This is a genomic window from Catenovulum agarivorans YM01, from assembly GCF_000281085.1.
GTDB classification, from domain to species: Bacteria; Pseudomonadota; Gammaproteobacteria; order Enterobacterales; family Alteromonadaceae; genus Catenovulum; species Catenovulum agarivorans.
Map to the genome: position 1 here is coordinate 210,374 of NZ_JH767526.1, position 25,936 is coordinate 236,309.

Genomic DNA, 25,936 nt, shown 5'->3' on the forward strand with positions numbered 1-25,936 from the left:
GTTGGTAATGCATCAGGCACAATTAACTATGTGCGTAAAAGACCTAAGAATGAGACATCAGGTGAAGTGTCTGTGTCTGCTGGCTCATATAACTTTATGCGTGCCCAAGCTGATGTTTCAGTTGTCTTAACTGATGATGACAAATGGGCTGGCCGTTTTGTTGCCGCTGTTGAAGATAAAGAATCATATTTAAATGGTTTAGAGAATGACCGTCAGTTTATTTATGCTGTAGTTGATGGACAAATCAGTGATTATGCAACTATTGCCGCTGGTTATTCTTATCAAGATGCCAATACTGATGGCAATACTTGGGGCGGTTTAGTGTTTAACTATGATGACGGTACTCAAGCAGAGTGGGATACCAGTGATTCTACTACGCAAGAGTGGACCTATTGGGATACAACAATAGAACAAGCATTTGTTGAATTGAACTACATATTTGCCAATAGCTGGCAGTTGCAAGCAAGTTATAACAAACGTAATTCTACCGAAGACGACAAATTGTTCTACGCCTACGGTGCTATCAATAAAGATACTGGTTTAGGCTTGCAAGGCTGGCCGGGTCGTTTTGGTGGAAAGCTTGAATCAGACCTAGTGGAACTTAAGTTGCGTGGTGTGGTTGATATGTTTGGCTTAGATCATGAATTTAACTTAGGTGTGAGCGCTGCAAAAAGTACCGATGTATTACATCAGTATGCTTTTGACTCGGCTACAACACCAGCGTTAGGCCCAACACCAGCTTTTCCATACGCTTTGGATGCTATACCAGAGCCGGAGTGGGGTGATCAATTCGTTTATTCGGAAATTGACCAAACTTTATATCGTTTTTATGGTTCAGCAAAAATCAGTTTTACTGAAAATCTATTTACTGTAGTTGGTTTTAACGCCATTGCTTATGAGCGTTCAGGTAACAATAGTGGTGCTGAAATAGACAATGATGAGAGTGAAATCAGTCCATACGCAGCGTTAACTTATGCAATTACCGATGATGTAAGAACTTATATTAGTTATTCAGATGTGTACCAACCGCAAGAACAATACAGTATAGACCGTCAGTTCTTAGCACCAACTAAAGGTGAAAATTATGAGACTGGGGTAAAAATAGAACTGTTTGACGACAGACTATTATTTACAGCGGCTTATTTCATCGCCGAGCAAAACAATTTAGCCGCGTATGGTGGTACTGATGAAAACTTCCAATATTGGTACTACGGTGTTGACGTAGAATCTAAGGGTGTTGAACTTGAGTTAGTTGGTAAAGTAACAGACGACCTTAATGTTTCTATTGGTTATGCCAAAATAGATGTTGAAGATATGCAAGGCAATGATGCCAACACTTGGGCACCAAGAGACTCAGTGAACTTTAGTGTTGATTATACTTTGTTGTCAAAATTAACCTTGGGTTTAGGTGGTCGTTGGCAGTCTGAAGTAAGCAATGTTGACTACAATGTTTCTCAAGACAGCTATTTGTTGTTAAATGGATTTGTCCAATGGCAAATTACCGACGCTTTGTCAGCTAAAGCGAACATAAACAATATTACTGATGAAAAATACATCACGAGTTTACATACCATAGGTTATTACGCAGCACCAGCCAATGGCAGCGTAACAGTTAGTTATAACTTCTAAAAACATTTTGTAAAAGTTCGCTCTACTTTTTACTACATCTGAATCCTGTTATTCAGTGGTTGAAGAGCGAACTTTTTATTTAACTTTTTACGCCGCCTTGGGTAAGTGCTGTAGGGTCTAACAAACGCTCAAGTTGTTCAATTGTAAGATCGGTATGCTCTTGTGCAACCTCAATGATGGGTCGACCTTGTTTGTATGCCAATTTAGCAATTTCAGCTGCTTTTGCATAACCGATAATCGGGTTTAGCGCTGTTACCAAAATTGGGTTACGTGACAGTACTTCTGTTAATTTCTCCTCTTTGACAACAAAAGTTTTAATCGCTTTATCAGCGAGCAATTGGCTGATGTTTGCTAGCAGTTCGATACTTTCTAATAGATTTTTTGCTATCACAGGCAACATTACATTTAACTCAAAATTACCCGACTGACCTGCTATTGTTATACTCGTGTCGTTGCCAATAACTTGAGCGGCTACCATACAAGCTGACTCTGGAATGACTGGGTTGACTTTACCCGGCATGATTGACGAACCCGGTTGCAGTTCCTCCAGTTCAATTTCACCTAACCCGGCCAGTGGACCAGAATTCATCCAGCGCAAATCATTGGCTATTTTCATAATTGAAACCGCAGTAGTTTTTAATTGCCCAGACAAGCTTACAACAATATCCTGGCTACTAATATGAGTAAAAAAATTGCTCGCTGGCTGGAATTTAATGCCAATTTTTTCACTTAGTGCCAGTGCAAATAGTTCTGCAAACTTAGGTGCTGTATTAATTCCTGTACCAACAGCTGTACCACCTTGAGCCAAAGTGTGTAATTGTGGTTGAACATCTTGTAAACGACGGATATTTGCATCTATTTGCTCAGCCCATGTAAACAAACTTTGGCTCATACGTACCGGCATAGCATCCATTAAATGCGTGCGGCCAGTTTTAACGTAGTTATCAACTTGTCGAGCTTTGTCGCGCGTAACATCACGTAAATAGACTAAGGCCGGTAATAGCTTGTTAGTAAGTTCCATCGCGGCACTGACATGAATGCAGGTTGGAATAATATCGTTGCTACTTTGGCCAAAGTTAATATGGTCGTTTGCGTCAATTTTAGATGGGTATATTTTATTTGCTAATGTAGCCAGTACCTCATTCGCATTCATATTTGAGCTGGTGCCAGAGCCTGTTTGAAACACATCAACAGGGAAGTGTTGGTGGAAGTTACTTGCTAGTAAATTATCTGCTGCCTGACAGATAGCGTCAGCCATTTTTTCTGGTAATAGAGCTAATTTATCATTTGCTTTGGCAGCTGCGTATTTTACGAGGATTAAAGCTTTGATAAACGCTTTAGGCATAGGTGTGCCACTAACTGGAAAATTATTAATTGCCCGCTGCGTTTGTGCTGAATACAGTGCCTGTGCAGGCACTTCTAACTGCCCCATACTGTCAGTTTCAATACGAAAGTTCTGCATATTTTAGCTGTCCTAAAATGGACTTAAATTTAGACCTAGGTAAAAATTTAAGCAGTTACACAGTAAAATTATAGATCCAACATCATTGAGTATAGTCGGTTAATCTTTGGCTATGTAAGTTAGTAACATCGCAATTACTAAACTGACTAGAGTCGCCAGTCCTGACCAATAGGTAATGCCAAGTGCTATGCCTTCAACAGAGATAGTCAGATATAAACTTAAAGCTAGCCAACTACATCCTGCATATCGCAATTGGAACATGCGCTTTTGGCTTAATCTGTGCTTTTTATTAAATATTTGTTCATAGTGGCGTGAAAGTGACAGAGCTAAACAAACAAAACCTGCCGTAATTAGTATGATTTCGACAAAGATCACGAATTTACTCCTGTTTGGCTAAGGTTTGCTTTTTGACCTAGGGCCAAGGCAGCCCAAGCACTTGCTGCACCTGTAGCCAACATAGTTAAATCAAAAGCTAGCATCTGCCAGTCTTGCTGTAGAAAACTGCTGAAGAGGTTATGGCCTGTAGTCAAAAAATTAACCAGTGGCAGTATTAAAAAGCTCAAGGCACACAACCACAAACTATTGCGCCACAGGTGTTTATTTGGGTGGAATAAACAGATAATTAACCCCAGCCCCAAACTGATAAATAAACTATGCATTTCCCATTGCGCTCGATTGGCCATTTCTATAGGCAGTAGACGGTTACTATAAAAGAACACGGCTAAAGCAATTGGCAAGCCGACTACCACAGCAATATTTAATCTTGCTAAGGTGTATGTGCGGTCAAACAGTTTGTTTGGGTTAGCGTTTTTCAGCCGTTTGTTTAGCCAAATAATACAGCCGGTTGCTATCATGGCGCAGCCCATTAAACCGGATAAAAAATACAACCAGCGCAAATAAATATCAGCAAATAAACCTTCGTGCAGGTGCTCTAATAAGTCGTAAATTTGTGCCGCTTCACCAACTTTTTCGCCAGAAATGTCGACAACAATTTGCCCCTCGTGTTGGTGGTAAGTTAAATGTGATACCAGCTCGATTCCTTGATGATTATCAAACCAAACTTCGTAGTGAACATCGTCAGTTGTACGTTTAAGTACACCTATATAACTGATATTTTGTGTTGGATAGCGAGCTTGAGCGTCTAGCAATACTGTATCAGCGGATAAATCTTGTGGTTTAATCAGTGTTTGTTGTTGCTCGCTATGTTCAGCTGTGGCTAATTTATAAAACTTTTTGCTGTCGTCTTTACCTGCGCCAAAGTTGCTGTTAATTACCCCAATCATAGAAACTGACATCAGCAAAAGTAAGCCACTGTAGGTGATCATTAAATGAAATGGCAGCGGCAGTACACTCATAATATTGTGAATATCTAACCAAGAGCGCAATCCTTTGTTGGCTCGAAAGGTAAAAAATTCGATAAAGATTTTCTTGTGAATAATCACCCCAGTAATTAAACCAATTAACATAAACATAGTTGCTAAACTCACTATGATGTAAGCAATTGTGCTTGGGATATAGTGCAAGTTGTAGTGCAAGCGATATAGTGTCATGCCCCCGGCAGTGTCACGCACATCCACAACTTGATTGGTATTTAGGTCAATATTTTTCTCGCGCCATTCTTTATCTATATTGTTGGCAGGATCTGCTAGTTGTAACCAGGAAATATTAACAAAGGGTGAGCGATTTGCAGGGTAGCTGATATACCAGCTTGGTGAATTATCTGCGACTTGTGTAAGGTGTTGCTCGGCGTTAATTAAAATCTCTCGGTTATCTATTTGTTGTGCAACTGGCGTCATTTCTGGTTTTAGCCAACGGTCTATCTCATCTTCAAAATAGCCGAGAGTGCCGGTGACAAAAATAAAATACAGCAACCAAGCAAAAACAAAACCGCTCCATGTGTGCAGCCAGTTCATCGACTGGCGAAAACTATTTTTCATGATTTAAATACCAGTTCTAGATGGCTCATCCACGCTAGTGCCACAGCACAAACTAATAAAAGCAAAACAAATGTTTGTTTGGCCGATTTAGCTGCAAACACGTAAATAACGACCAACGCCCAGACAATAAAACTCAGCATCTTACCCGCGACTATGTTGTCGACTGTATTGGCAGAGGGCAGGTAATAAGCAATTAAACTGGCAGATTGATTGGCGAAGACAAAACCAGCAACTAATGCTGTGAATACACGCAAGGATACGTCCAATGTTTTGGATTTTTGTTTGGGCAAACTCATTATTTTACAACCGTGGGCTAGGCGATTTATTGAATGAACAAGCAGCATTAGGTTTGGGGCTAATGCTGCTTGTTGTTTAGGGTGCTACGACCTAGGTTAAAACTTAAATGACGCTGACAATCGAATATCTCGCCCAGGTTCATTTAGACCGACTACGCCCTCATAACCAGCTATATGGCTAAAATCTGCCACGCTTCCATGACTGCGGTAAGTTTCATCGAAAATGTTTTGGATACTCAAATCAAGCGTTAAATTGTCCAAAGCTTGGTACTTGACATACATATCATGTACCTTGTACTCAGGTTTGTTTACTTGGTCTAGTGCGTCCGTCCAGCCCAACTCGATAGAGCGGTAGAACACATTTATATTATTTAAAGCACGCACATAATTAAAATTCCAACCAATATCCAATTGTTCGGTTGGCTTAATCGCAAAGTTAACATTAAATATGTCGCCACCTTGATTACCTAAGTGGCCAAATTCGTATGCTTCAATGTCGACACCATCGAGAACAACAATACTTGAACCAGATTCTGAATTGGCATCTGGCCATAAAAATTCAGCATTGTTAAGCTCAACGTCATTACTGTTGTAGCTGACGACAATTTCATATGAGTCGGCTTGATAACCCGCAACTAATTCAAAACCAGTTGACTCTAGTTGACCGATATTTTCGTAATAAGTACCACCTTTAAACTTATCAAATAACACATCGTTTATTTGACTGTTGTAAGCTGATACTTCTAACAATAAGCTACCGTTATTGTATTCTAAGCCCACTTCTCTATTTTCTACTTGCTCAGGTTTTAAATCATTATTGAACCCAGAGAGCTCACCTACAATAAAAGTGTCAGTGGTTTGTCGGCCTCTAAGCGCTTCTGCGTATCCAGCTGATAGGGTTAGATTACTGGTTAAATTGTACTCAAATCCGAAGTTCTTACTAAGACCGTCTTGTTTTGGACTAGAGTATTTAGCTTCAGTCGTGACTGGATTACCGTTTTCATCCGATTTTGTAACCCAAACGCCGTCTACTTTTTCCCACACAGCGTTTTGCCCAGTGTGATCTAACTCGTAATCGTCATGGCGGACACCAAAACTCAAGAGCAAATTGTCTAATATTTGCCAGTGATCTTGGATGTAAAAACCTGCGATATTACCTTTTTCTTTGTAGATACCACCGAATGAATCAGAATATGATTGGGCTAATAACTTATCTTGGCGTTGTTCAGCACCATAAGTGATAGCATGTGAACCTATGTATGAAGTATTGCGAATATCAAAACCAGTAGATTCTATTGAACCTGTCCATGTATATAACTCGCGTTTTAGTTCTGAATCAGTGTTGTATAAAGTCGCTTCAATGTTAAACAAGTCATTTATTTCACCTGTATAGTTGAGAACAGCTGTTTCTCGATTTGACCAAGTTTGGGTGAAGCTTGAGCTTTCAGTTGGTGTCCAGTTGGTTTGTTTAGGAAAAGCGCCGTCTTCTTTTCTGCTTTCATAACTTGCTGTAATTACTTGATTGTCTGCTATTTCAGCGTCAAGTTTTATAAAACCTAAAGTTTGATCTGTTTGGGTGCCTGCAATTTGATTCCCATCACCATCTTCAATGTTGTCTTTATGGACATCAACAAACGAAGCTAATAAACCAATTTTATCAGCAGCTTTGCCATATAAAGTAATGCTGCTTTTATGGCCGCCATTGGAAAAGTAACCCGCTTTGATAATACCGCCAAATGTTTTGCCTTCATCAAGTAAGTCATCGGCATTTTTGGTTTTAAACCTAACAGCACCACCAATCGAACCAAAACCAGCAGTTGCTTCACCCGCACCAGCTTGCACTTCTACACTTTTAAGTAATTCAGGCTCAATCGAGAGTCGACCTGTATGGTGGAATAACGAACTGGTTTGAGGCGCTCCATCTACAGTAATGTTCAACAAGGTATCTTCAACACCGCGTATATACATTTTTTGCGCTATTCCAAGTGAACCACCGATTGTAACCGAAGGTATATGGCGAAATATATCTTCTAAATCGGTTGCTTGGTAATTTTCAATTTGGGCTGACGTGATTTCTGTATTGGTCGTTTTACCAACAATCGCAATTGTTTCTGTTTTTAATTTTTCTTCAGTGTTTTCGTCAGCCAATGCCGGTACTGCAGTAATTGCTGCCAAAACCGCGCTCGTTAATATTGTCTTTTTCATGTAATGCATCTCACTCGTAGAATTGTTTTCTGCTTTAAATTTACTAATGAGAATTATTCCTATTTGCAATTAAAAAGACAGCACTTTTACAATAGTTACATTTGCCAATAAGTTGTTATTTAGGCAAAGTGATTTGCATTAACAGTCCACCTGTGGCTTGGTTGCTTGCACTAATACGACCGCCAACCGCTTGTAACTGGCGGCGAGCCAAAGCTAAGCCTAATCCAAAACTATCAGAGTCAGCCATACGGGCTTTGTCTACCCTGAAAAATGGCTGAAAGATCAGCTCCAACATATTTTCAGGTACGCCGGGTCCTTGGTCTGCAACTGTAATAAGATACTGCTCAGGGTACTCGCTGAGTTTGAGTTCGACGGTTTTATCTACTGGCGTATATCTAAGTGCGTTGCGCAAGATATTCTCGAGTGATTGACCAATGGCTCTGTGATTTGAATGATGCAGCAGTGCGCTATTCGGCAAAGTGACATTTAAGTTTTTATGGCTAAATTCAAATTTTGCATCGTCAACTATCACATCAATTAAATCAACTAAGTCGAGCGTTTCTTGTTGCAGTTGTGGTTGTTCGTTTTCAAGCCAAGCAAGGGTGAGGGTATCATCTACCAATTTGCGAATTTGTTTCGATTCACGTTCAACCCGCTGTAAATTTTCAGCCTGATTATGTTGCTCTTGCAAGCTGACCACAGCTATATCTAGTCGCGTCAGTGGTGTTCTAAGTTCATGTGATAAATCTGCGATAAGTTGCCGCTGACTTTTGATCAAATCGCCAATTCTGAGTGCCATACGATCAAAAGTATCTGCTAGTTGGGCAATTTCATCATTGCGTTTACCTATGCTTTGACCAACTCTTACGTCAAAATTACCTTTGGCAAATTCGCGGGTGGCTTTTTCAAGTTGTTTTAGTGGGTTGACAATATGATGGTATAAAATCCACGACAAAATGCTCAATAACAACATTGGAATAATGATTTCTAATAAAATTCGCGTGGTTGGCCAAAATGAACCCGGGCGCATACGTGTCGGCAGTTTAATTAAGAAACTAACTTGTCCTTTTGCAAATGGAATATCCATCACTGGATTGTAATTAAAATATAAATGAATTTTCCACTCGACACTGCGACCTAGATAAAACCTGTCTGTGTATACTTCTGCTATTTTACCGCCTGCTACTCGAGTAAACTCATATTCTACAATGGATACCCAAGTATTTTCTTGTTGCGTGAGGTTTTCTAACCATAGATTTAACGCTTGTTGATCGCCTGCATAATACAATTCTTCTGCTCTTTTTCCCCAATCATTTAGTTGTTGGCGGTGCTCCTGCGCAAGCATACTCATACCTTCTTCTGTGCGCGCTGTAACTATGTTCATTAGGTAAAAGAAGGCAACTACACCAGTTGCTATGGTTAGGCATAATTTCCAGAAAAGTCGTTTATTCATGCTAAACAATAACCTTTGCCGTGGACTGTTTCTATGCGCTCTCCAGACCAACCGGCTTCAGTGAGTTTGCGGCGAATACGGCTAACATGCATATCTAAACTGCGATCGTGTGCGCCCAAAGTTTTACGCAATACGCGTTGGGATAAATACGCTTTAGACAACACTTGGCCTTGTTGTTGGCACAGCTCGGCTAATATCTTAAATTGAATGGGCGTCAGCTCTACTCGTGTTTGTTGCACTTGCACACTTTGTTGCTGGTTATCGATAGTTAAGCCATCGATTTGTATATGTGTATTGGTTGTTGCGATATTGTGCATTGAGGTACGGCGTAATAAAGCTTCAATGCGTAACATTAACTCAGTTCGGTTGAAGGGTTTAGGTACATAATCATCTGCACCTTGAATTAACCCTGTTATCCTTTCTTGCTCGGCATCTTTAGCCGACAGCATAATTACTGGTACTTGGCTAGTTTTGCGCAACATGCTGAGCACTGAAAAGCCGTCTCTTTTTGGCAGCATTACATCTAACAAAACTAGATCTGGCGTTTGTGTTGTTGCGTTGATTAAACCTTGTTCACCGTCGTAACAGTTGTCTACTTGATAACCGGCTTGCAGCATTAATTCGGACAATTGTTGATTTAAGTTTTTATCGTCTTCGACAACTAAGATGCGGGAGGCGTTCATGAGGTTGCATTTTTATAAATTGATATTGATAAGTATTATCATTATCAAGCGTGATTAAGTCAACTTTGCAAAAAATACGTCTGCTTGTTTTAGCAGACGTATTTGAATAGGGTTTTAAGGTTTAATGGTTTTTTATCGCATTAAAAATGTCGACAAAAGAAGGTGGGTATTGAATAGAAATATTTAATTTTAGTTTGCGCGCAATATCACTGGCGGAGATTAAACCGCGAATATGATGTTGTTGGCTGTCGACCACTAAACAGTGCTGCACACCGTTTTGTTTCAAAGTTTCAATTACATCACCTATTCGAGCGTGCGCGATATCATTAAAATCTAGTACTTTTAATTCGCTTCTATGGCGCATTAAATCAGTGACCAAGATTTCACTTTGTTGATAACCATTGGCGGCCATTTTTACAATGTTTTGTTTACAGATATCTTCAAAACTAATCACCCCAACTAATTCGCGTTTTGCATCGACAACTAACTTCATTTTTACATGTGTGCGCAACATCTCTTGTTCAGCCGAGAGTGCCGTGGTTTGACTGTCGATCATTAAAGGTTTGTGTTTTTTGAAATCGGTAAAAATGGCTAAAGCAGGAGAGTTAACCGATAACTCATCAAAGTCTTCAGGTTGAACTAAGTGTTCTACATTGGTTAATGCATGTAATTGGATTGCTCGCATAGCAAGTACCTCTTAAATCAAATTAATAAAAAATTGTTTATGCGGTAAAGCTAATAGCAGGTGGGGAGCGAATACTTGGGCGTTGATAAGTGAGTTTATGGCTAAAGGTGTATAAATCGGGTAATTGTGTTTTGTGGGTGAGAGCAAAGTTGAGTTTGGCCAAATTTGGCAGTATGCCAAAAGAATCGCTGTCGCTATTGTCACAGGTTGGCACTGTACTGCCACTAAATGAAAGCTCTAGTTCACCCGTGAAGCTGGCTTGTGAAGGTACAGTTTCAACAACAACACAGCTGAGCAATAAGATACTTAAAAATAGACGAAAGTATTTTGCCACTTTTTTGTACCTCTGAAATTTGCCGTTAAATTTAATATATAGCCAATTAGGGTTAATAGAAAGGCCTTTTTATATGCGTTTTCATTCTTCTTTTTAATTGGAGTTGATAATGATTTGTATTTGTGTTTAACTTTGTACTATTGCAAGTTTGGGGAATAACTATGAATTGGCAACAATTAATGACCAAAGGGAATGACTGTTTTAATCAGCAAGCTTGGCAACAAGCTCAAGGTTATTACGAAGGGGCAATTGAACAGCTCGATGCCATGTTATTAGAGAATCCTAAACAAGTTGAAGCAATTCAAGGTTGGATATGTGGTTATCACAACTTATCCGCGCTACATGTAAAAACTGGCAATGTAGTAGAAGCTCAGCGCTGTTTGTTAATACCCCATCAATCCATGATGCATTTGATTGAACAAGAGGGTTTAGATGACGACCACAAACTCATAGCGTTTAGAGCAACCAAAATTACTTTAACCGCGTTACTAGAATTTACCCAAGATTTCCCAATATGCCAAAGCTGCAGTGATAGATTAATGACTCAGTATTTGGCGGTAACTCAACCAGAATCACGATTTCATTAAAATATATAGAGGAATCAAATGAAAAACTTAGTCTTAAAAACACTTGTTGGCGCAAGCTTATTGCTACCAGCTAGTGCGTTTGCGCATCCAGGTCACGACCATGCATCTGCATATGCTGATTTAGTTCATTTACTTTGGTTAGCACCAATTGCATTGGCGGTTGTTTTGTTAAAAGTAGGTTTGAACCGAGCAATTAAAAATAATCAGAAATAGGAAGCACTATGTTACACAATTTATTAAACAAGCTTGATGCAAAAAATGCTTTCGAGTCAGTTTCAGCACATTGCGATATCCCTTGTAAAATTTACGATCCGTCGACTGCGCAAATCGCGGTATTAACTATGATCCGCATGGTTGATCTGTTGGAAGAGTTAAATGCCAAAGACAGTTTAACTGCTAACGAGCAAGCGCAATTTGTTCGTTTAGTTATGCAAAAAGAAGAGCACGGCGTTAAGGTAAAAGAAGAAGTACGCGTTATTTGGGGTGACTACATTAAACAACCTCAAATCGACCAATTTCCACATGTGCATGAGCTGGTACACAGCATTAATCTTGCTGCGTCTAAAGCGAAACAACATATTGATAAAGCAGCGACTTTAGATTTGTTGGATAAAGTTAATCAATTTGCTGAAATCTTTTGGCAAAGTAAAGGTGTTGCAACTTTTACAGCTGAATGCCCGTACCCACCGGCACAACAAGTTGTTTATCCTAAACTAGACGCTTAGATACTAATTTAAGTGAAGGGCTAAATTTCATTGTTATCAGTTTTATCAGCTCTTGGCTTACAAATTAATAAAGTAACAGGCAACAGCATGTTGCCTGTTATTCCCGCCAATTCTTATATTCTTTTCTATACCCAATTTCGTCACCACAAATTAAAAGTCGGTGATATTGTTCGAGTTAATCACCCGCATTACGGCAATATCATTAAACAAATTTACCAGATAGAACAAAACCACAGTGCGTTTTGGTTGCAAGGCATGAATAGTGAAAGTGTCTCAAGCCAACAAATGGGTTTGATCTCACCAGAGCTGATATCCGCAAGAGTATTGTGGATTGTGCGCCCGTAACTCATCTGTAATTAGTTAATTGATTTAATACTTTAAGGAATTAGCGGTTAGCTTGATATGGACGCTTTTGCCAAAATTTAGGCAAAAAAAAAGCCCAGTTGGGGGACTGGGCAATAAAATTGGCCTAATAAAGGCACTCAAGCACTAACAAAGGGATGTCAAGAAAAACTGGTTAAACCGTGTTTTTCAAAGATGGGTGTATTATATCGTTGATTTGTAATTTTACAACATAAAATTTCATAAAAATTTCAAAAAAAGCCTTTTAACAGCAATAATTACAAAATTTTACAGGTTTTTAACTTTCATATGTAATTTTAGTACATTTTATCAGCTTGACCGGTGCAAAATTATCCAAGAAGCTATTGCTCCATTCATTTTGGAAAATTAGTAATTTGATGAGGAAGATGGAAGCGGCATTAATCAAACTCGCTGTAAACCCAATCCCTGGGCGCTCTGCTTTATCACCTCTGATAAAGAAGTTTCAGAAAGTTAGCATGCGAGTATGCTTTATCTGGCTTGTTTATCGCTGCCCGAAAAAGAGGTTTTCGCTAAGTTATTACTTTAATGTTTTTGATTTTTAGTTGCTTGTTGATAGGGCGGTGCTAATGAGCACACCAGCGATAACACCACCAAGGCCAATTGATTGGAAATGTTTTGAGCAAAACTTCAAAAGAGAGGGATATCTTTTGTGAGCGATCCACGGACGGACTTGAAGCGTTTTTGTGAAAAATATTCCAAGCAAGTGGCCGCTTCTTTACCTCGAACACAGCAGCGCCGCTAACCAAACACACTGCTCAGATTAAACTCAAGCGCCAACAGCGCAGTTTCCGACCCCTGACATCCCATGACAGTGCGGCAATGAAAATCACCACTAAATACAAAACATTCGCCACAAACACCCGCAAAACTTGCTATTAACCCCCGCAAGCAATAGACTATCGCGCTCTAAAAAACGAATTGATGTTAGCATGCGAGTTTCCGATTTTTCTTTTGATCTACCCGATGAACTGATAGCCCGCTACCCGGCTGAAAAACGTAGTCAGTCGCGTTTATTGGTGGTCGACGGCAATAGCGGTGAGATAAATCACAAAGTCTTTAACCAAATGATAGATTTGGTAACAGATAAAGACCTTATTATTTTCAACAACACCAAAGTTATTCCTGCGCGTTTATTAGGCCAAAAAGTTTCTGGTGGCAAAATAGAAGTGCTGGTTGAGCGCATGTTAGATGGCAATAAAATTCTAGCGCATGTACGTGCCAATAAAGCGTTAAAACCAGGTACGGAAGTGGTGTTGGAAGAGCACATTCGTGCCCAAATGCTTGAACGCCAAAATGATTTATTCGTTTTACAAGTTTTGAATGATGAGCCTGTACTAGAACTATTAGAACAATACGGCCATATGCCGCTACCGCCTTATATCGATAGGGCGGACGAGCAAACAGATAAAGACAGATATCAAACCGTATATGGTGAAGTGCCAGGTGCAGTAGCAGCGCCAACAGCAGGTTTGCATTTTGATGAAGAATTGCTGGCAAAAATTGCCGATAAAGGTGTGCAAGTTGAATATGTGACTTTGCACGTAGGTGCCGGTACTTTTCAATCTATACGCGTAGATGATGTTAAAGATCATCAAATGCATGCTGAGTACATAGATGTACCGCAACATGTAGTGGATGCCATTTTCGCTTGTAAAGCGCGTGGTGGTCGCGTGATTGCAGTTGGTACAACATCGGTACGCAGCTTAGAAAGTGCAGCTCAGTTTGCTGATGATGCGCTAATTGCACCATATCAAGGTGATACTAGCATCTTTATTTATCCAGGTTACGAGTTCCAAGTGGTTGATGCAATGTTTACCAACTTTCATCTACCCGAATCTACTTTAATTATGTTGGTGTCAGCGTTTGCTGGGCAACAACATATAAAACAAGCTTATCAAACTGCGGTTGAACAAAAGTATCGTTTTTTCAGTTATGGCGATTCAATGTTTTTAACTAAACAAACGCACAAATAAGCAATAAACACTGACATTGGTAAAGAATATATGTCTGATTTTATGAAGTTTGAAAAAATGGCAGAAGACGGTCAAGCAAGACGCGGTCGTTTGCATTTTGAACGCGGTGTGGTTGAAACCCCTGCATTTATGCCTGTTGGTACTTACGGTACGGTAAAAGGCATGTCACCTGACGAATTAGAAGCCATTGGCGCACATATTTGTTTGGGTAATACTTTTCACTTAATGTTAAGACCGGGTACTGAAATTATCCGTATGCATGGTGACTTGCACGATTTTATGAATTGGCAAAAACCTATCTTAACTGACTCTGGTGGTTTCCAAGTATTTAGCTTAGGTGAATTGCGTAAAATTACTGAACAAGGTGTTATTTTCCGCTCGCCAATTAATGGTGAACGTATTGAATTAACGCCAGAAAAAGCCATGCAAGTTCAGCGTGAATTGGGCTCAGATATCGTAATGATATTTGACGAATGTACCCCATATCCAGCAACTGAAGAGCAAGCGCGTACTTCTATGGAGTTGTCTTTGCGTTGGGCAAAACGTTCTAAAGATGCGCACGAAGGTAACCCTTCAGCTTTATTTGGCATAGTACAAGGTGGTATGTATCCACATTTGCGTGAAGAAAGCTTAAATGGTTTAGAAGAAATAGGTTTTGACGGTTATGCCATAGGTGGTTTATCAGTCGGTGAGCCAAAAGAAGATATGATTAATATCTTAAATAACTTAACCGACAAAATGCCAACCAACAAACCACGTTATTTAATGGGTGTAGGTAAACCAGAAGACATAGTAGAAGCGGTTCGCCGTGGTATTGATATGTTTGACTGTGTAATGCCAACTCGTAATGCGCGTAACGGTCACATCTTTGTTAGTGATGGTGTGGTTAAGCTTAGAAACGCAAAACACAAGACAGATACAGGTCCATTAGATGAAAAATGTGACTGCTACACTTGTAAAAATTATTCTAGAGCATATTTACATCACTTAGACAAATGCAACGAGATACTCGGAGCACGTTTAAACACAATTCATAACTTGCGCTACTACCAAAGACTAATGGAGCAATTACGCGACGCTATAGCCGCTGGTGAGCTAGAACAATTTGTTGAAGAATTTTACGCTGCACGTGGTTTACCAGTGCCGCCATTAGACAATCAAGATTAATTTATTTTTATTAGAATATAGGGGAATGTTATGGACTTTTTAATTGCAAATGCATATGCCAATGGTGCAGCTCCAGCTCAAGGTGGCGGCATGCAAATGGTTATCATGTTAGTTGTTTTTGGTTTGATTTTTTACTTCATGCTTTATCGCCCACAAGCAAAACGCATGAAAGAGCACAAATCGTTAATTGCTTCTATCAGCAAAGGTGATGAAATTTTAACTCAAGGTGGTTTAGTTGGCCGCGTAAGTAAAGTGAGTGAAGAAAAAGACTTTATTTTAGTGACTTTGGCAGACGGTGTAGACGTTGCGGTACAAAAAGGTTCTGTAACAGCTGTGTTGCCTAAAGGCACAATTAAATCAATCTAATAGGGACGGATTGTGTTAAATAAATATCCTTTATGGAAATACCTGCTGATACTAGTAATAGTATCCGCAGGTTTTTTGTATGCACTTCCTAATATGTACGGGGAAGATCCTGCATTGCAAATTTCCGCAACCCGTGGTGGTGACGTTGAAATTTCGCAATTAGAACAAGTAAAACAAGCACTCGAACAAAACCAAATTCCTTTTCAATCTATCAAAATTGAAAACAACCAAATTCAAGTTCGTTTTAAAGACACTGAAGACCAATTAGAAGCGCGTGATGTTTCTATGCAAGTTCTTGGTACTGACTTTATTGTTGCGTTAAATATTATGCCAGCTCAACCTAAATGGTTGGAAGATGTGGGTGGTAACCCAATGAAGCTCGGCTTAGATTTACGTGGTGGTGTGCATTTCTTGATGGAAGTTGACATGAGTGTCGCTTTACAGAAAAAACAAGAAGAAATGTTAGCCGACTTCAGAGCTGAGTTGCGCGAACAACGTATTCGTTATCACAGACTAACTGAATACGGTAATGGCGTTAAAGTAACTTTCCGTAAAGAAGATGAAATGGCCGCTGCGCTTGATCATTTATCTGATACTTTTGCTGAGTTAACCATAGATGAAAGCCGTAGCGAAGATAATACTTTGCTTGCGACTATGTCTGAAGCGCGTGTTAAAGAAGTTAAAGAATACGCACTGCAGCAAAACATCACCATTATCCGTAACCGTGTAAATCAATTAGGTGTAGCTGAACCTTTGGTGATGCGCCAAGGTGCTGAGCGTATTGTAGTTGAATTACCGGGTGTGCAAGACACAGCGCGAGCGAAAGAAATTTTAGGTGCAACAGCAACACTAGAATTTAGAAAAGTGGATGAAGATGCGGATGCAGCTTCTGCGGCAACAGGTCGTGTGCCACCAGGCTCTGAGGTATTTTACGACAGACGCACAGGTCAACCTGTTGTGCTTAAGAAAGACGTTATCTTAACTGGTAATCATATTACTGGTGCAAACTCGAGTTTTGACGAATACCAAAGACCACAAGTTAATATCGACTTAGATGGTCAAGGTGGTAACAAGATGTCGCACTTTACCAAAGACAATATTGGTAAACCTATGGCGACGTTATTTGTTGAATACAAAGCAACAGGTCGTAAAAAGCCTGATGGTTCATTAGAGTTTGAAGCAATTAAAGAAGTTATTAACGTTGCAACTATTCAAGCGCGTTTAGCTCGTAGTTTCCGAATTACTGGTATTGATAGCCCGAACGAAGCACAAAACCTAGCATTATTGTTACGCGCAGGTGCTTTGATTGCGCCAATTCAAATTGTTGAAGAGCGCACAGTTGGTCCAAGCTTAGGTCAAGAAAATATCGACTTAGGTATGACAGCTATCATCTGGGGTTTCTGCTTAGTATTAGCCTTTATGATTTTGTACTACCGTGGTTTTGGTGTTGTTGCCAATATTGCATTAGCGCTTAACTTGGTCTTAATCGTAGGTGTAATGTCGCTTATTCCGGGTGCTACATTAACTTTGCCGGGTATGGCAGGTATAGTTTTAACCGTAGGTATGGCGGTTGACGCCAACGTGCTGATATTCGAGCGGATACGTGAAGAAATTATTGATGGCCGAGGCCCGCAACAAGCTATTCACCAAGGTTACGACAGTGCATTTTCAACCATTGCTGATGCCAACATTACCACCTTTATTGCTGCGGTAATTTTATTTGCTGTTGGTACAGGCCCGATTAAAGGTTTCGCTGTAACTCTAGCAATTGGTATTATCACTTCAATGTTTACCGCTATTGTGGTTACCCGTGCAGTTGTTAATGCATCTGTTGGTGGTCGCAAAGTGAATAAGTTGTCAATTTAAGGAGCAGGCATATGTGGTTTAGATTTAAAAACACCATCAACTTTATGTCGCAAGCTAAATTGGCGATATTCTTTTCAGCTGTAATGATTTTAGGTTCAATTGCGTCATTATCAATTAACGGCCTTAAATTCGGTTTAGATTTTACTGGCGGTACACTAATTGAAGTGGGTTACGACAAAGCAGCTGATTTAACCGAAATTCGTGGCCAATTAGATGCTAACGGTTTTGGTGATGCAGTTGTACAGCACTTTGGTACTAGCTCAGATGTGTTAATTCGTTTAGCACCACGTAATGATGTAAAACCAGAAACCTTGAGTAATCAAGTATTAGAAGTGGTATCTACCACTTCATCTGGTGAAGCTGAAATGCGTAGAATCGAGTTCGTTGGCCCAAGTGTTGGTGAAGAATTAAAAGAGCAGGGCGGCTTAGCTATGTTAGTTGCGCTTATCTGTATCTTAATTTACGTAGCATTTCGTTTTGAATGGCGCTTTGCACTGGGCTCAGTATTGGCGTTAGCGCACGACGTAACTATCACAGTTGGTTTATTCTCTATATTAGGCATAGAGTTTGACTTAACTGTATTAGCTGCGGTACTTGCGGTTATCGGTTACTCGCTTAACGATACTATTGTTGTGTTTGACCGTATTCGTGAAAACTTCCGTAAATTACGTATTGACGATGTTTCGGAAATTATCAACGAATCACTTACCCAAACATTAAGCCGTACAACTATTACTTCATTAACCACTGTATTGGTATTGCTTGCACTGTTTTTCAAAGGTGGTGCTTTAATTCATGGTTTCGCAACTGCACTATTATTTGGTGTGTTCATTGGTACTTATTCTTCAATCTTCGTTGCAAGTGTAGCGGCATTGAAACTAGGTATTAGCCGTGAAGATATGATCCCAACTGTGATTGAAAAAGAAGGTGCTGATCAAGACGCTTTAATGTAAAGCTGTTTAGATCAATTAGTTTTTAAAGAAGGTCGCGTAAGCGGCCTTTTTTGTATGTCATCAGCTCAGGTTTAATTGCCCAACAAACCTTGTTTTTGCATATCAGTTAAAACCCCTTCCAACGCCTTCACAAGGCCAGTGTTTTTGTTATGCACATAGTGATGAATTGCTTGTTTTGTCTCATCTATGTCAATCGAGTTGAAAGCGGCCAATTTGTATTGGTAGCGGGGATCATTTAAATAGTTGCTGTCAATCAACGCATAGTGAGCTCTACGACTGTCCAATATCTTGATTACTTGCTCTATTGTATTAACTTCAATTTTTCGTCGCTCCCTAACTAGTTGATCTGCATAAGGCATACCTCTCATCAATACAATGGTAGCAGTTGGATCTTTAGCGGAAGGCAAGAGGCTAATATTATTATTGTTGGATATTAACGAAGCTTTAAAACTGACGATCGCAGGTTGAATTTGAATTAAGTTTGGATGTTTTTGTTCTAAACCACCAACACGCCCAAGCTCAGCATCTACTTTGCCATTGCTCGACATATATAAAGCTCTAGCCGCAGGCAGTGACCAAACTTCAATATCATATCCAAGTTTTTTGTAAGCCTGACGCATTATTGAAGTTGCGAATGGTACGAGTGGGTGGTTTTCGATAGTGGAGATGATTAATTTTTTGTTGGGTAAATTGTTCGTATTGCTTTCTTCTGCGGCGCTAGCAAGCATAGATTTGATTAAACACAAACCTATGCAAAATACTTTAGCTAGCGAGCTATAGCGCATACTTTAAAAACGACAGCTTTCACAAAATGCGTAAACGCCATTTGGATCATTCCACTGCGCAATCTGTTTTATTTCCTTCAAGGTTTTGAGTATTTCAGGTTGTAAAACATAAGGTGATTGTTCAGTTGGCTCGTCAATCCAGCTGCTCACTTGGCCTAGCAACTCTTTAAGCATTTGCTGCTGTGGTGTCAGCTCAATTTCAATTAATTGGGTTTTGTAATCTTCAATGCCAGCTAATGTAGCAGCAGATGCGATGGCATCATCTAAATTACCTAAGTTATCAACTAAACCTAACTCAAGCGCTTGGCTACCAATCCAAATACGTCCTTGCGCTACTTTATCTGCTTCAGCTAGCGTCATATCTCTGTGTTTAGACACTATATGTAAAAATCTTTGATAAACGCGCTCTGTGCTTTTTTGCAGTATATTTTGGCTGCTTTTCTCTAACGGTACAGCCGGATTTAACACAGGCCATTCAGTAGTAGATACGCCGTCAGTATGAATGCCAATATGCTCTAAGCTTTTTTCTAGTGTCATATATAAACCAAATACACCAATAGATCCTGTCACTGTACTTGGATGCGCCCAAATTTCATCCGCGCTTGCGGCAATCCAATAACCACCAGATGCAGCAACTGAACTCATAGAGGCAACCACAGGTTTGTTGGCTTCTCGCAGTAAATCAATTTCACGGCGAATCACTTCTGATGCAAAGGCACTGCCGCCAGGGCTGTCTATGCGTAATACAACCGCTTTTACCGAATCATCTAAACGTGCACGTTCAAGCAATTTTGCTGTACTGTCGCCACCAATTTCACCGGCTTTTTTATGTCCATCTAAAATTGTGCCTTTCGCCACAACTATCGCAACTTTGTCGCCATCAGGTTGTGGGAAAGCATGCGCAGGTTTAACTAAAGATAAATATTCTTTGAAAGATACTTTGTTGTAGCTGCGTTTGTTATCCGTCCAGCCAACAATTTCTGCTAATTTCTGATCGATTTCTTCACGCGTAACCAGTTGATCAACCCAGTTATTGTCGACACTATATTGCGCCATATCATAATTTGCTTTGGCGAACTTAGTTTCAAAATCAGCCATTTTTTCATCAAACGCATCCGCTGTTAAACCACGGCGGCTAGCCACGCCATCTTTATATATATGCCAAAGCTCGTCCAACCAGGCTTGGTTGGCGGTTTTCGCTTCTTCACTCATATCGTTACGCATAAACGGCTCAACCGCTGATTTATACGAACCAACACGGAAAATATAAGTTGAGACTTTGAGTTTTTCTAATGCTGACTTGAAGTAACTGTTGTACATGCTATAACCGTCAAGCTGAACAAAACCCATAGGGTGTAGCAGGACTTCATCGGCATAACTGGCTAAGAAATATTGATTTTTAGTGTAATAGTCACCAATTGCGATAACCTTTTTGCCACTTTGTTTAAACTCTTCTAGTTTGTTGCCTATGGCTTCAAGTTTGTTTAAACCACCGCCCGCTAGATATTTTAGGTCTAAAACAATGGCTTGAATTCTGTCGTCACGGCTTGCGTTGTGCAGAACCTCTAGCACGTCAGCAAGGAGAATTTCTTGCGGAGTTGAATCGTCACCCAAACTTTCTGCCATAAAAGCATCCACTGGGTCGACAGCTTGTTTTTGTTCAACAATAACGCCAGATAAATTCAGCACTAATGCGCTTTGGTTGGCAATTTTAACTGTATTTTTGTCTTGGCCAGCGGCAACTATAATGGCGGCAAGCACACCAAAAAATATCAAGTTAAGTAAAAATTTTCGGGTGAAATTAATGGTATTCCACAGCGCGGAGAAAACTCGGCCAATTGCGCTACGTTTTTTCGGTTGTTGATCAGTCATCTTGTTATCAAATTCCTTATTTGCATAGCCGTTGGCTGAATATAACGCGGGGATGCCAACTGCTTTTGGTGAAAGCCATTATCTACTGACTTTTAAATAAACTCAAAAGTTTATGCTTGATTAAATAACCTTTACAATAATTGCGAGTTATTGATTTGTGAGCCGTTTAATGAATTTTGTGCCAGCCCGATATTTAGTTTTGTCTTTTGTTTGTACATGCTTTTTCTCTAGCCCTATTATTGCTGCTAAAACTGTGGAGTTAGGACAGTTATCTGAGTTTAAAGGTTCAGAGTTATGTGAGGTTTCTGAAAATACTTTGGCTTATCTTCAGCGCGGTCAAACTTATGATGAAAAAGCTATTCATGGTGGGAAAGTTGATGGACTCGCTTTTGCTTTGGCAGAGGTGAAACAAACGCTCAAATTTATTTGTGATACATACAGAAAAGACGTTCGAGCGAAAAAACAAAGTTCATTACACAATAATTCGTTTATTCAACAAAACTTTCAATTACATGCTTGGCAGCCTGATTTAACCAAAGCAAAACAGGTGATTGAGACAACCACAAATCAGGCAAAAAAGAATTTACTCTCGCGTATTCCTGATGATTCCATTTTACTGACTAAGTATTACACCAAGTTGGTTGATGCTAAGTATCAACGCCAAGGTGATTATCAGCATGCTTTGTATGATATCCCATTTGACGAGCAGCATTTATCCTTAGAACAAGCCGATAGGCTAGGTAAACAATTAACGCGTTATCAATATACCCGCCAGCAAGTGATGACAGGTATTTTAGAGCAGAAAAACTTAGCTAAACCGCTTATTTATTTAACTGAGCAAGGTTTACACGATACTTTGTTGCAAGGAACAGCTGTGGTTGAAACTAGCGCTCAAACTTATGCTTATTACAATGTTGCACGCAACAATGGCATAGCTTACGACTATGCTTTAAATAAAAATCAGCAAGCGCGTTATTGGTATTTTAAACAAGTACCAGGTGTGATGGGCTATGGCTTAGAGCCAGAAAGCAAAATTGAAATTTTGCCGCAAGTGACAGTAGCCGGTAATGTCGCTGATTTAGGCTTGGGTAAACTCTTGCTGTTGCAATACCAACAAAATGGCCAGTTAATTAGTCGTTTAGTTATTTTGGCTGATGAAGGTGGTGCATTTGACGATAATTTGTTTCAACTCGATTTATTAGCAGGCCAATATAAAGGTTGGAAGGATTATCATGCTGCAAATAAACATTTACCCGATTTTGTTAAAGCCTATGTGTTGATAGCAAAAGATAAAACTCAAAGTGCTGGCAATTAATGAATAATCTAGAAACTAGTACTAGCTTGTCGGTACATTTTGAAAAATTAGACGCCGCCTTAACGCAGTATCAAGCGTATTGGAATTTTGTGCCTTTTCAATGCAGCGATTTCCCGTGGGACAATCCTGAATTAACTGAATATTTGCAAACACTCGCTGAACAAACCGAGCTTGAACATGATGAGGTTTGTCAGCAAATAGCCCAACGTTTTTTTCCTGAGTTAGCCGATGCATTAGAGCAAGTAGATTTTGTCCACAACCAACTAGTGGATGATTGGCAAAAGCCAGTGCCATTTTGGTTACTTAATGGTATTCATGGTCGTAAAATTACCCAAGTTCAACAGTTATCCGCGCAAATTAAACCTAAATATCCGTTACTTGAGTGGTGCGCGGGCAAAGGTCATTTAGGCCGTTTGTTAAGTTTTCAACATGATGTGGCCGTGACCAGTGTTGAGTGGCAACAAGGTTTATGTGAGCAGGGCACAAATCTCGCCAAAACCTACGATATTAAACAGGATTTTATTCATGCGGATGTATTAAAGCAGCGCGCTGTGTGGCTAAAACCACAGCAGCATGTGGTTGCATTGCATGCTTGTGGTGATTTGCATGTTACTTTATTAAAACAAGCGGTTGAGGCACAAGTTGAGTATATGCATGTTGCACCTTGTTGTTACCATTTAATTGGTGATGAAGTTTATCCTGCGTTGTCGCAGCAGGGAAAACAGAGTTCGCTGCATATCGCTAAATCAATTTTAAAATTGGCCGTGCAAGCACAAGTTACTGCGGGTCAGCGAGTGGCTAATTTGCGTCAAACCGAAGTTTTATGGCGTTTGGCTTATCAGTTGATTCGAGCGGATATTACTGGAGATGCGAGTTATCAGTCTTTGCCTTCGGTTAAAAAATCTTGGTTTACCGGTGAGTTTGTTGATTTTGTAACTTGGGGTGCTGAGCACCAAGGGTTCACTTTACCTGCTGATTTGGATTTTGCTGATTATTTGCAACGAGCCGCGATTAAGCAGAAATTTACTCAGCAGCTTGAGTATGTGCGCCATGCGTTTCAGCGGGCATTGGAATTGTGGTTGGTGTTGGATAAAGCTTTGTTTTTAGAGCAGAGTGGTTATCAGGTTGAGGTTAATTATTTTTGCCCTTATCAAACTACGCCACGAAATATGATGATAGTGGCTAAGTTGTAGTTGCTTTGGTGTTTTATGCAAAACATTGAAGCATAACTTTCGCAAAAACGCTGTGAACCCATCCGTGGGCGCTCTGCTTTTTCATCCCTGAAAAAGAAGTTTTGCTCTAAGTTATTGCTTCAATATTTTCAGGAATGTAGCACTGCAACCACACTCGAAGCATAATTTTCTAAAGTCGCCGTGAATATGTCCATATAGGCTCCGCCCTGTCATCCATGACAGGGAGGCTTTATAAAATTAGCTATCGAGTATGCTTTGTTACGCATGGGTATCGCTAGGATGGGAGTCATGAAAAAGACGTTCTGCTCTAAGTTATTGCTTCAATATTTTCAGGAATGTAGCGCTGCAACTACACTCCAAGCATAATTTTCTAAAGTCGCCGTGAATATGTCCATATAGGCTCCGCCCTGTCATCCATGACAGGGAGGCTTTATAAAATTAGTTCTCGATATGCTTTTGTTACGCATTAGCTTCGCTAAGCGCTGGACTTCGTGATTATGTTGTGAAAAATATTCCAAGCAAGTAACCGTTTTACCCCCTGAAAATATAGCGATTAATAAACCGCGCCATTAATTTCAAGTTCGGTTAAATAAACACGCATGTCGAATTCTAGTTGGTGGTAGGCGGGCTGCATATATTCACAAAGTTTATAAAAAGCTTTGTTGTGTTCTTTTTCTTTTAAATGCGCTAATTCATGCACCACTATCATATTTAAAAATGCTTCTGGTACGTTTTTAAATGTCGCGGATATTTTTATTTCATTTTTCGCTTTAATTTTATTGCCTTGAACTCGGTTGCTGTACGTGTGCAAACCCAAAGCGTTGTTCACAACGTGAATTTTGTTGTCGTATTTTACTTGTGCTAAAGGGGATGATTGTTTCAAAAAATGATTTTTTATCGCCATAGCATACTCACGTAACTGACTATCGCTGTTTACCTGATGTGTTTTTGGATACTTTCTGCGTATGTAGTCAGCCAACTGGTTTGTATCAAGTAAGTCTGTGATCTGTTGTTGTAATGGTAGAGGGTAGTGAGATAAATAAGTGAGTTTAGACATAAAAATACTGGTTTTTCTAAGGACAAAAGTGGCTTTAATTTAAACAGGTAATGATATAAAGTTTCACACAAGCACTACAATATAAAGAGAATAATAACATGGCGGCAACTTTTAATTTATCGTGGCAAAATTGGCTACGCGAAAATATTGTACGGGGTTGTGACCCGGACGAACTATATCAAATTTTAGTCAATAACGGTTTTGATCGCACTACTATTCTACAGCAGTTTATTGCTGTGCAAAGTACTGCAAACAACAGCCAGGTTATTGTACCTAGTGCGGGTCAAAAACAACAGTTTGCCCAAATCAAACAACGGATTAAAAACACCCAAGAGCATTTAGCCAAACAGATGCAAAGCAATGCGAATTTGCAAAAGCTTGAGTCTGATAAAATTGAAATGTACACCTGCGAGCAGTTTTTATCGGCAGACGAATGTCAGCAAATTATTGAGTTAATTAAATCTAAACTCAGACCGTCAGAGTTAGCTTCGTACACCAGTGATGCTGAGTTTAGAACCAGTCGCACTTGTGATTTGGGGGCAATTGATAATCCGCTAATTCATACAGTAGACGAGCGTATTTATAAGTTGATGAATATCGCAGGTGGTTTTGCGGAAGTCACTCAAGGTCAATATTATGAAATTGGTCAGCAGTTTAAAGCGCACACTGATTATTTTGAAGGTAAAGAAATTAAACAGCATGGCGGCAAAATGGGTCAGCGTACTTACACTGCTATGATTTATTTAAATGATGTTGAACAAGGTGGCTCAACGCGTTTTATTCGCATCAATAAAGCCTTTCAGCCAAAACAAGGCATGATGGTGATTTGGAATAGTTTGAATGATGATTTGGTCGGTAACGGTAATACCTTACATCATGCAGAGCCGGTTAAAGCTGGTTACAAAGCCGTTATTACCAAGTGGTTTAGACAAAACAGCCGTTGAATTTGTTTTAATCATTGATTAAGCTTCGGCGCACAATAGGGTAATGACTCAGAAAAGCCGAAGCG

25 protein-coding genes are annotated in these 25,936 nt (G+C 39.7%); 13 read left to right on the forward strand and 12 right to left on the reverse strand.

Annotated elements, in window-relative coordinates; genetic code table 11:
* On the forward strand, window positions 1-1,629 hold a 1,629-nt coding region (locus WSC_RS22400), incomplete at its 5' end, for a TonB-dependent siderophore receptor (RefSeq protein ID WP_237716304.1).
* 79 nt (window positions 1,630-1,708) lie between these two features.
* Here the strand turns inward: WSC_RS22400 and WSC_RS0109775 are convergent.
* From WSC_RS0109775 to WSC_RS0109820, 9 genes are all read right to left on the reverse strand, one after another.
* On the reverse strand, window positions 1,709-3,091 hold the full coding sequence (locus WSC_RS0109775) for a class II fumarate hydratase (protein ID WP_016955736.1): 1,383 nt from the start codon (window positions 3,089-3,091) through the stop codon (window positions 1,709-1,711).
* A gap of 99 nt (window positions 3,092-3,190) precedes the next feature.
* A complete protein-coding gene (locus WSC_RS22405; RefSeq protein ID WP_016955737.1) occupies window positions 3,191-3,466 on the reverse strand; it encodes a DUF3325 domain-containing protein in 276 nt (91 codons plus the stop codon).
* A complete protein-coding gene (locus tag WSC_RS0109785; protein ID WP_016955738.1) occupies window positions 3,463-5,028 on the reverse strand; it encodes a PepSY-associated TM helix domain-containing protein in 1,566 nt (521 codons plus the stop codon). Before WSC_RS0109785 ends, WSC_RS22405 begins: the two co-directional genes overlap by 4 nt.
* Window positions 5,025-5,324, reverse strand: coding sequence for a DUF3649 domain-containing protein (locus WSC_RS22410; protein WP_157447249.1), 300 nt, complete (start codon window positions 5,322-5,324; stop codon window positions 5,025-5,027). Before WSC_RS22410 ends, WSC_RS0109785 begins: the two co-directional genes overlap by 4 nt.
* A gap of 96 nt (window positions 5,325-5,420) precedes the next feature.
* Window positions 5,421-7,529 carry a TonB-dependent receptor domain-containing protein gene (locus WSC_RS0109800; RefSeq protein ID WP_016955741.1) on the reverse strand — a complete coding sequence of 703 codons (2,109 nt, stop codon included), beginning with the start codon at window positions 7,527-7,529 and terminating at the stop codon, window positions 5,421-5,423.
* 115 nt (window positions 7,530-7,644) lie between these two features.
* Window positions 7,645-8,982: a histidine kinase sensor domain-containing protein gene (locus WSC_RS0109805; protein ID WP_026016776.1), complete on the reverse strand. Its 1,338-nt coding sequence runs from the start codon at window positions 8,980-8,982 to the stop codon at window positions 7,645-7,647.
* The gene (locus tag WSC_RS0109810) at window positions 8,979-9,665 is read right to left on the reverse strand and encodes a response regulator transcription factor (protein WP_016955743.1); all 687 of its coding nucleotides are present in this window, start codon (window positions 9,663-9,665) and stop codon (window positions 8,979-8,981) included. Before WSC_RS0109810 ends, WSC_RS0109805 begins: the two co-directional genes overlap by 4 nt.
* 121 nt (window positions 9,666-9,786) lie before the next feature.
* Window positions 9,787-10,350 (reverse strand): CBS domain-containing protein, encoded by a 564-nt coding sequence (locus WSC_RS0109815; protein WP_016955744.1) that lies wholly within the window; start codon window positions 10,348-10,350, stop codon window positions 9,787-9,789.
* Window positions 10,351-10,387: 37 nt separating this feature from the next.
* Entirely contained in the window at window positions 10,388-10,684 is a 297-nt protein-coding gene (locus tag WSC_RS0109820) for a hypothetical protein (protein WP_016955745.1), read from the reverse strand.
* A gap of 161 nt (window positions 10,685-10,845) precedes the next feature.
* Between WSC_RS0109820 and WSC_RS22415 the strand changes: the two genes are divergently transcribed.
* From WSC_RS22415 to secF, 9 genes are all read left to right on the forward strand, one after another.
* Window positions 10,846-11,271, forward strand: a complete 426-nt coding sequence (locus WSC_RS22415) for a hypothetical protein (protein WP_016955746.1) — start codon at window positions 10,846-10,848, stop codon at window positions 11,269-11,271.
* Window positions 11,272-11,289: 18 nt separating this feature from the next.
* Window positions 11,290-11,484, forward strand: a complete 195-nt coding sequence (locus WSC_RS0109830; protein ID WP_016955747.1) for a hypothetical protein — start codon at window positions 11,290-11,292, stop codon at window positions 11,482-11,484.
* A gap of 8 nt (window positions 11,485-11,492) precedes the next feature.
* The gene (gene sodN / locus WSC_RS0109835; protein ID WP_016955748.1) at window positions 11,493-11,996 is read left to right on the forward strand and encodes a superoxide dismutase, Ni; all 504 of its coding nucleotides are present in this window, start codon (window positions 11,493-11,495) and stop codon (window positions 11,994-11,996) included.
* A gap of 30 nt (window positions 11,997-12,026) precedes the next feature.
* The gene (locus WSC_RS0109840; protein WP_016955749.1) at window positions 12,027-12,341 is read left to right on the forward strand and encodes a S24 family peptidase; all 315 of its coding nucleotides are present in this window, start codon (window positions 12,027-12,029) and stop codon (window positions 12,339-12,341) included.
* Between the two features lie 968 nt (window positions 12,342-13,309).
* A complete protein-coding gene (queA, locus tag WSC_RS0109845) occupies window positions 13,310-14,353 on the forward strand; it encodes a tRNA preQ1(34) S-adenosylmethionine ribosyltransferase-isomerase QueA (protein ID WP_016955750.1) in 1,044 nt (347 codons plus the stop codon).
* A gap of 42 nt (window positions 14,354-14,395) precedes the next feature.
* Window positions 14,396-15,520 carry a tRNA guanosine(34) transglycosylase Tgt gene (tgt, locus tag WSC_RS0109850; protein ID WP_026016778.1) on the forward strand — a complete coding sequence of 375 codons (1,125 nt, stop codon included), beginning with the start codon at window positions 14,396-14,398 and terminating at the stop codon, window positions 15,518-15,520.
* A 30-nt stretch (window positions 15,521-15,550) separates the two neighbouring features.
* Window positions 15,551-15,886 carry a preprotein translocase subunit YajC gene (gene yajC, locus WSC_RS0109855; RefSeq protein ID WP_016955752.1) on the forward strand — a complete coding sequence of 112 codons (336 nt, stop codon included), beginning with the start codon at window positions 15,551-15,553 and terminating at the stop codon, window positions 15,884-15,886.
* 12 nt (window positions 15,887-15,898) lie between these two features.
* Entirely contained in the window at window positions 15,899-17,752 is a 1,854-nt protein-coding gene (secD, locus tag WSC_RS0109860) for a protein translocase subunit SecD (protein ID WP_026016779.1), read from the forward strand.
* Window positions 17,753-17,763: 11 nt separating this feature from the next.
* Entirely contained in the window at window positions 17,764-18,705 is a 942-nt protein-coding gene (secF, locus tag WSC_RS0109865) for a protein translocase subunit SecF (RefSeq protein WP_016955754.1), read from the forward strand.
* 71 nt (window positions 18,706-18,776) lie between these two features.
* On the opposite strand, the gene WSC_RS0109870 is transcribed toward secF, so the two are convergent.
* Complete coding sequence (locus WSC_RS0109870; protein ID WP_016955755.1) at window positions 18,777-19,490, reverse strand: transporter substrate-binding domain-containing protein; 714 nt, start codon at window positions 19,488-19,490, stop codon at window positions 18,777-18,779.
* A gap of 3 nt (window positions 19,491-19,493) precedes the next feature.
* Complete coding sequence (gene sppA / locus WSC_RS0109875; RefSeq protein WP_016955756.1) at window positions 19,494-21,362, reverse strand: signal peptide peptidase SppA; 1,869 nt, start codon at window positions 21,360-21,362, stop codon at window positions 19,494-19,496.
* 169 nt (window positions 21,363-21,531) lie between these two features.
* On the opposite strand from sppA, the gene WSC_RS0109880 reads away from it, so the two are divergent.
* Together WSC_RS0109880 and WSC_RS0109885 are read left to right on the forward strand one after the other, a co-directional pair.
* On the forward strand, window positions 21,532-22,677 hold the full coding sequence (locus WSC_RS0109880) for an MltA domain-containing protein (RefSeq protein ID WP_016955757.1): 1,146 nt from the start codon (window positions 21,532-21,534) through the stop codon (window positions 22,675-22,677).
* Window positions 22,677-23,870, forward strand: a complete 1,194-nt coding sequence (locus WSC_RS0109885) for a methyltransferase (protein ID WP_016955758.1) — start codon at window positions 22,677-22,679, stop codon at window positions 23,868-23,870. Before WSC_RS0109880 ends, WSC_RS0109885 begins: the two co-directional genes overlap by 1 nt.
* 553 nt (window positions 23,871-24,423) lie before the next feature.
* Here WSC_RS0109885 and WSC_RS0109890 read toward each other — a convergent pair.
* Window positions 24,424-24,927: a YgjP-like metallopeptidase domain-containing protein gene (locus WSC_RS0109890; RefSeq protein WP_016955759.1), complete on the reverse strand. Its 504-nt coding sequence runs from the start codon at window positions 24,925-24,927 to the stop codon at window positions 24,424-24,426.
* A gap of 98 nt (window positions 24,928-25,025) precedes the next feature.
* Between WSC_RS0109890 and WSC_RS25135 the strand changes: the two genes are divergently transcribed.
* Complete coding sequence (locus WSC_RS25135; protein ID WP_016955760.1) at window positions 25,026-25,871, forward strand: prolyl hydroxylase family protein; 846 nt, start codon at window positions 25,026-25,028, stop codon at window positions 25,869-25,871.
* The last annotated feature ends 65 nt before the right edge of the window (window positions 25,872-25,936 follow it).

Bases quoted from the DNA above. Each gene is read 5' to 3' on its own strand.
- WSC_RS0109775 (WP_016955736.1), bottom strand. From the start codon at position 3,091: ATGCAGAACTTTCGTATTGAAACTGACAGTATGGGGCAGTTAGAAGTG.
- WSC_RS0109785 (WP_016955738.1), bottom strand. From the start codon at position 5,028: ATGAAAAATAGTTTTCGCCAGTCGATGAACTGGCTGCACACATGGAGC.
- WSC_RS22410 (WP_157447249.1), bottom strand. From the start codon at position 5,324: ATGAGTTTGCCCAAACAAAAATCCAAAACATTGGACGTATCCTTGCGT.
- WSC_RS0109800 (WP_016955741.1), bottom strand. From the start codon at position 7,529: ATGAAAAAGACAATATTAACGAGCGCGGTTTTGGCAGCAATTACTGCA.
- WSC_RS0109805 (WP_026016776.1), bottom strand. From the start codon at position 8,982: ATGAATAAACGACTTTTCTGGAAATTATGCCTAACCATAGCAACTGGT.
- WSC_RS0109810 (WP_016955743.1), bottom strand. From the start codon at position 9,665: ATGAACGCCTCCCGCATCTTAGTTGTCGAAGACGATAAAAACTTAAAT.
- WSC_RS0109815 (WP_016955744.1), bottom strand. From the start codon at position 10,350: ATGCGAGCAATCCAATTACATGCATTAACCAATGTAGAACACTTAGTT.
- WSC_RS22415 (WP_016955746.1), top strand. From the start codon at position 10,846: ATGAATTGGCAACAATTAATGACCAAAGGGAATGACTGTTTTAATCAG.
- WSC_RS0109830 (WP_016955747.1), top strand. From the start codon at position 11,290: ATGAAAAACTTAGTCTTAAAAACACTTGTTGGCGCAAGCTTATTGCTA.
- sodN (WP_016955748.1), top strand. From the start codon at position 11,493: ATGTTACACAATTTATTAAACAAGCTTGATGCAAAAAATGCTTTCGAG.
- queA (WP_016955750.1), top strand. From the start codon at position 13,310: ATGCGAGTTTCCGATTTTTCTTTTGATCTACCCGATGAACTGATAGCC.
- tgt (WP_026016778.1), top strand. From the start codon at position 14,396: ATGAAGTTTGAAAAAATGGCAGAAGACGGTCAAGCAAGACGCGGTCGT.
- yajC (WP_016955752.1), top strand. From the start codon at position 15,551: ATGGACTTTTTAATTGCAAATGCATATGCCAATGGTGCAGCTCCAGCT.
- secF (WP_016955754.1), top strand. From the start codon at position 17,764: ATGTGGTTTAGATTTAAAAACACCATCAACTTTATGTCGCAAGCTAAA.
- WSC_RS0109870 (WP_016955755.1), bottom strand. From the start codon at position 19,490: ATGCGCTATAGCTCGCTAGCTAAAGTATTTTGCATAGGTTTGTGTTTA.
- sppA (WP_016955756.1), bottom strand. From the start codon at position 21,362: ATGACTGATCAACAACCGAAAAAACGTAGCGCAATTGGCCGAGTTTTC.
- WSC_RS0109880 (WP_016955757.1), top strand. From the start codon at position 21,532: ATGAATTTTGTGCCAGCCCGATATTTAGTTTTGTCTTTTGTTTGTACA.
- WSC_RS0109885 (WP_016955758.1), top strand. From the start codon at position 22,677: ATGAATAATCTAGAAACTAGTACTAGCTTGTCGGTACATTTTGAAAAA.
- WSC_RS0109890 (WP_016955759.1), bottom strand. From the start codon at position 24,927: ATGTCTAAACTCACTTATTTATCTCACTACCCTCTACCATTACAACAA.
- WSC_RS25135 (WP_016955760.1), top strand. From the start codon at position 25,026: ATGGCGGCAACTTTTAATTTATCGTGGCAAAATTGGCTACGCGAAAAT.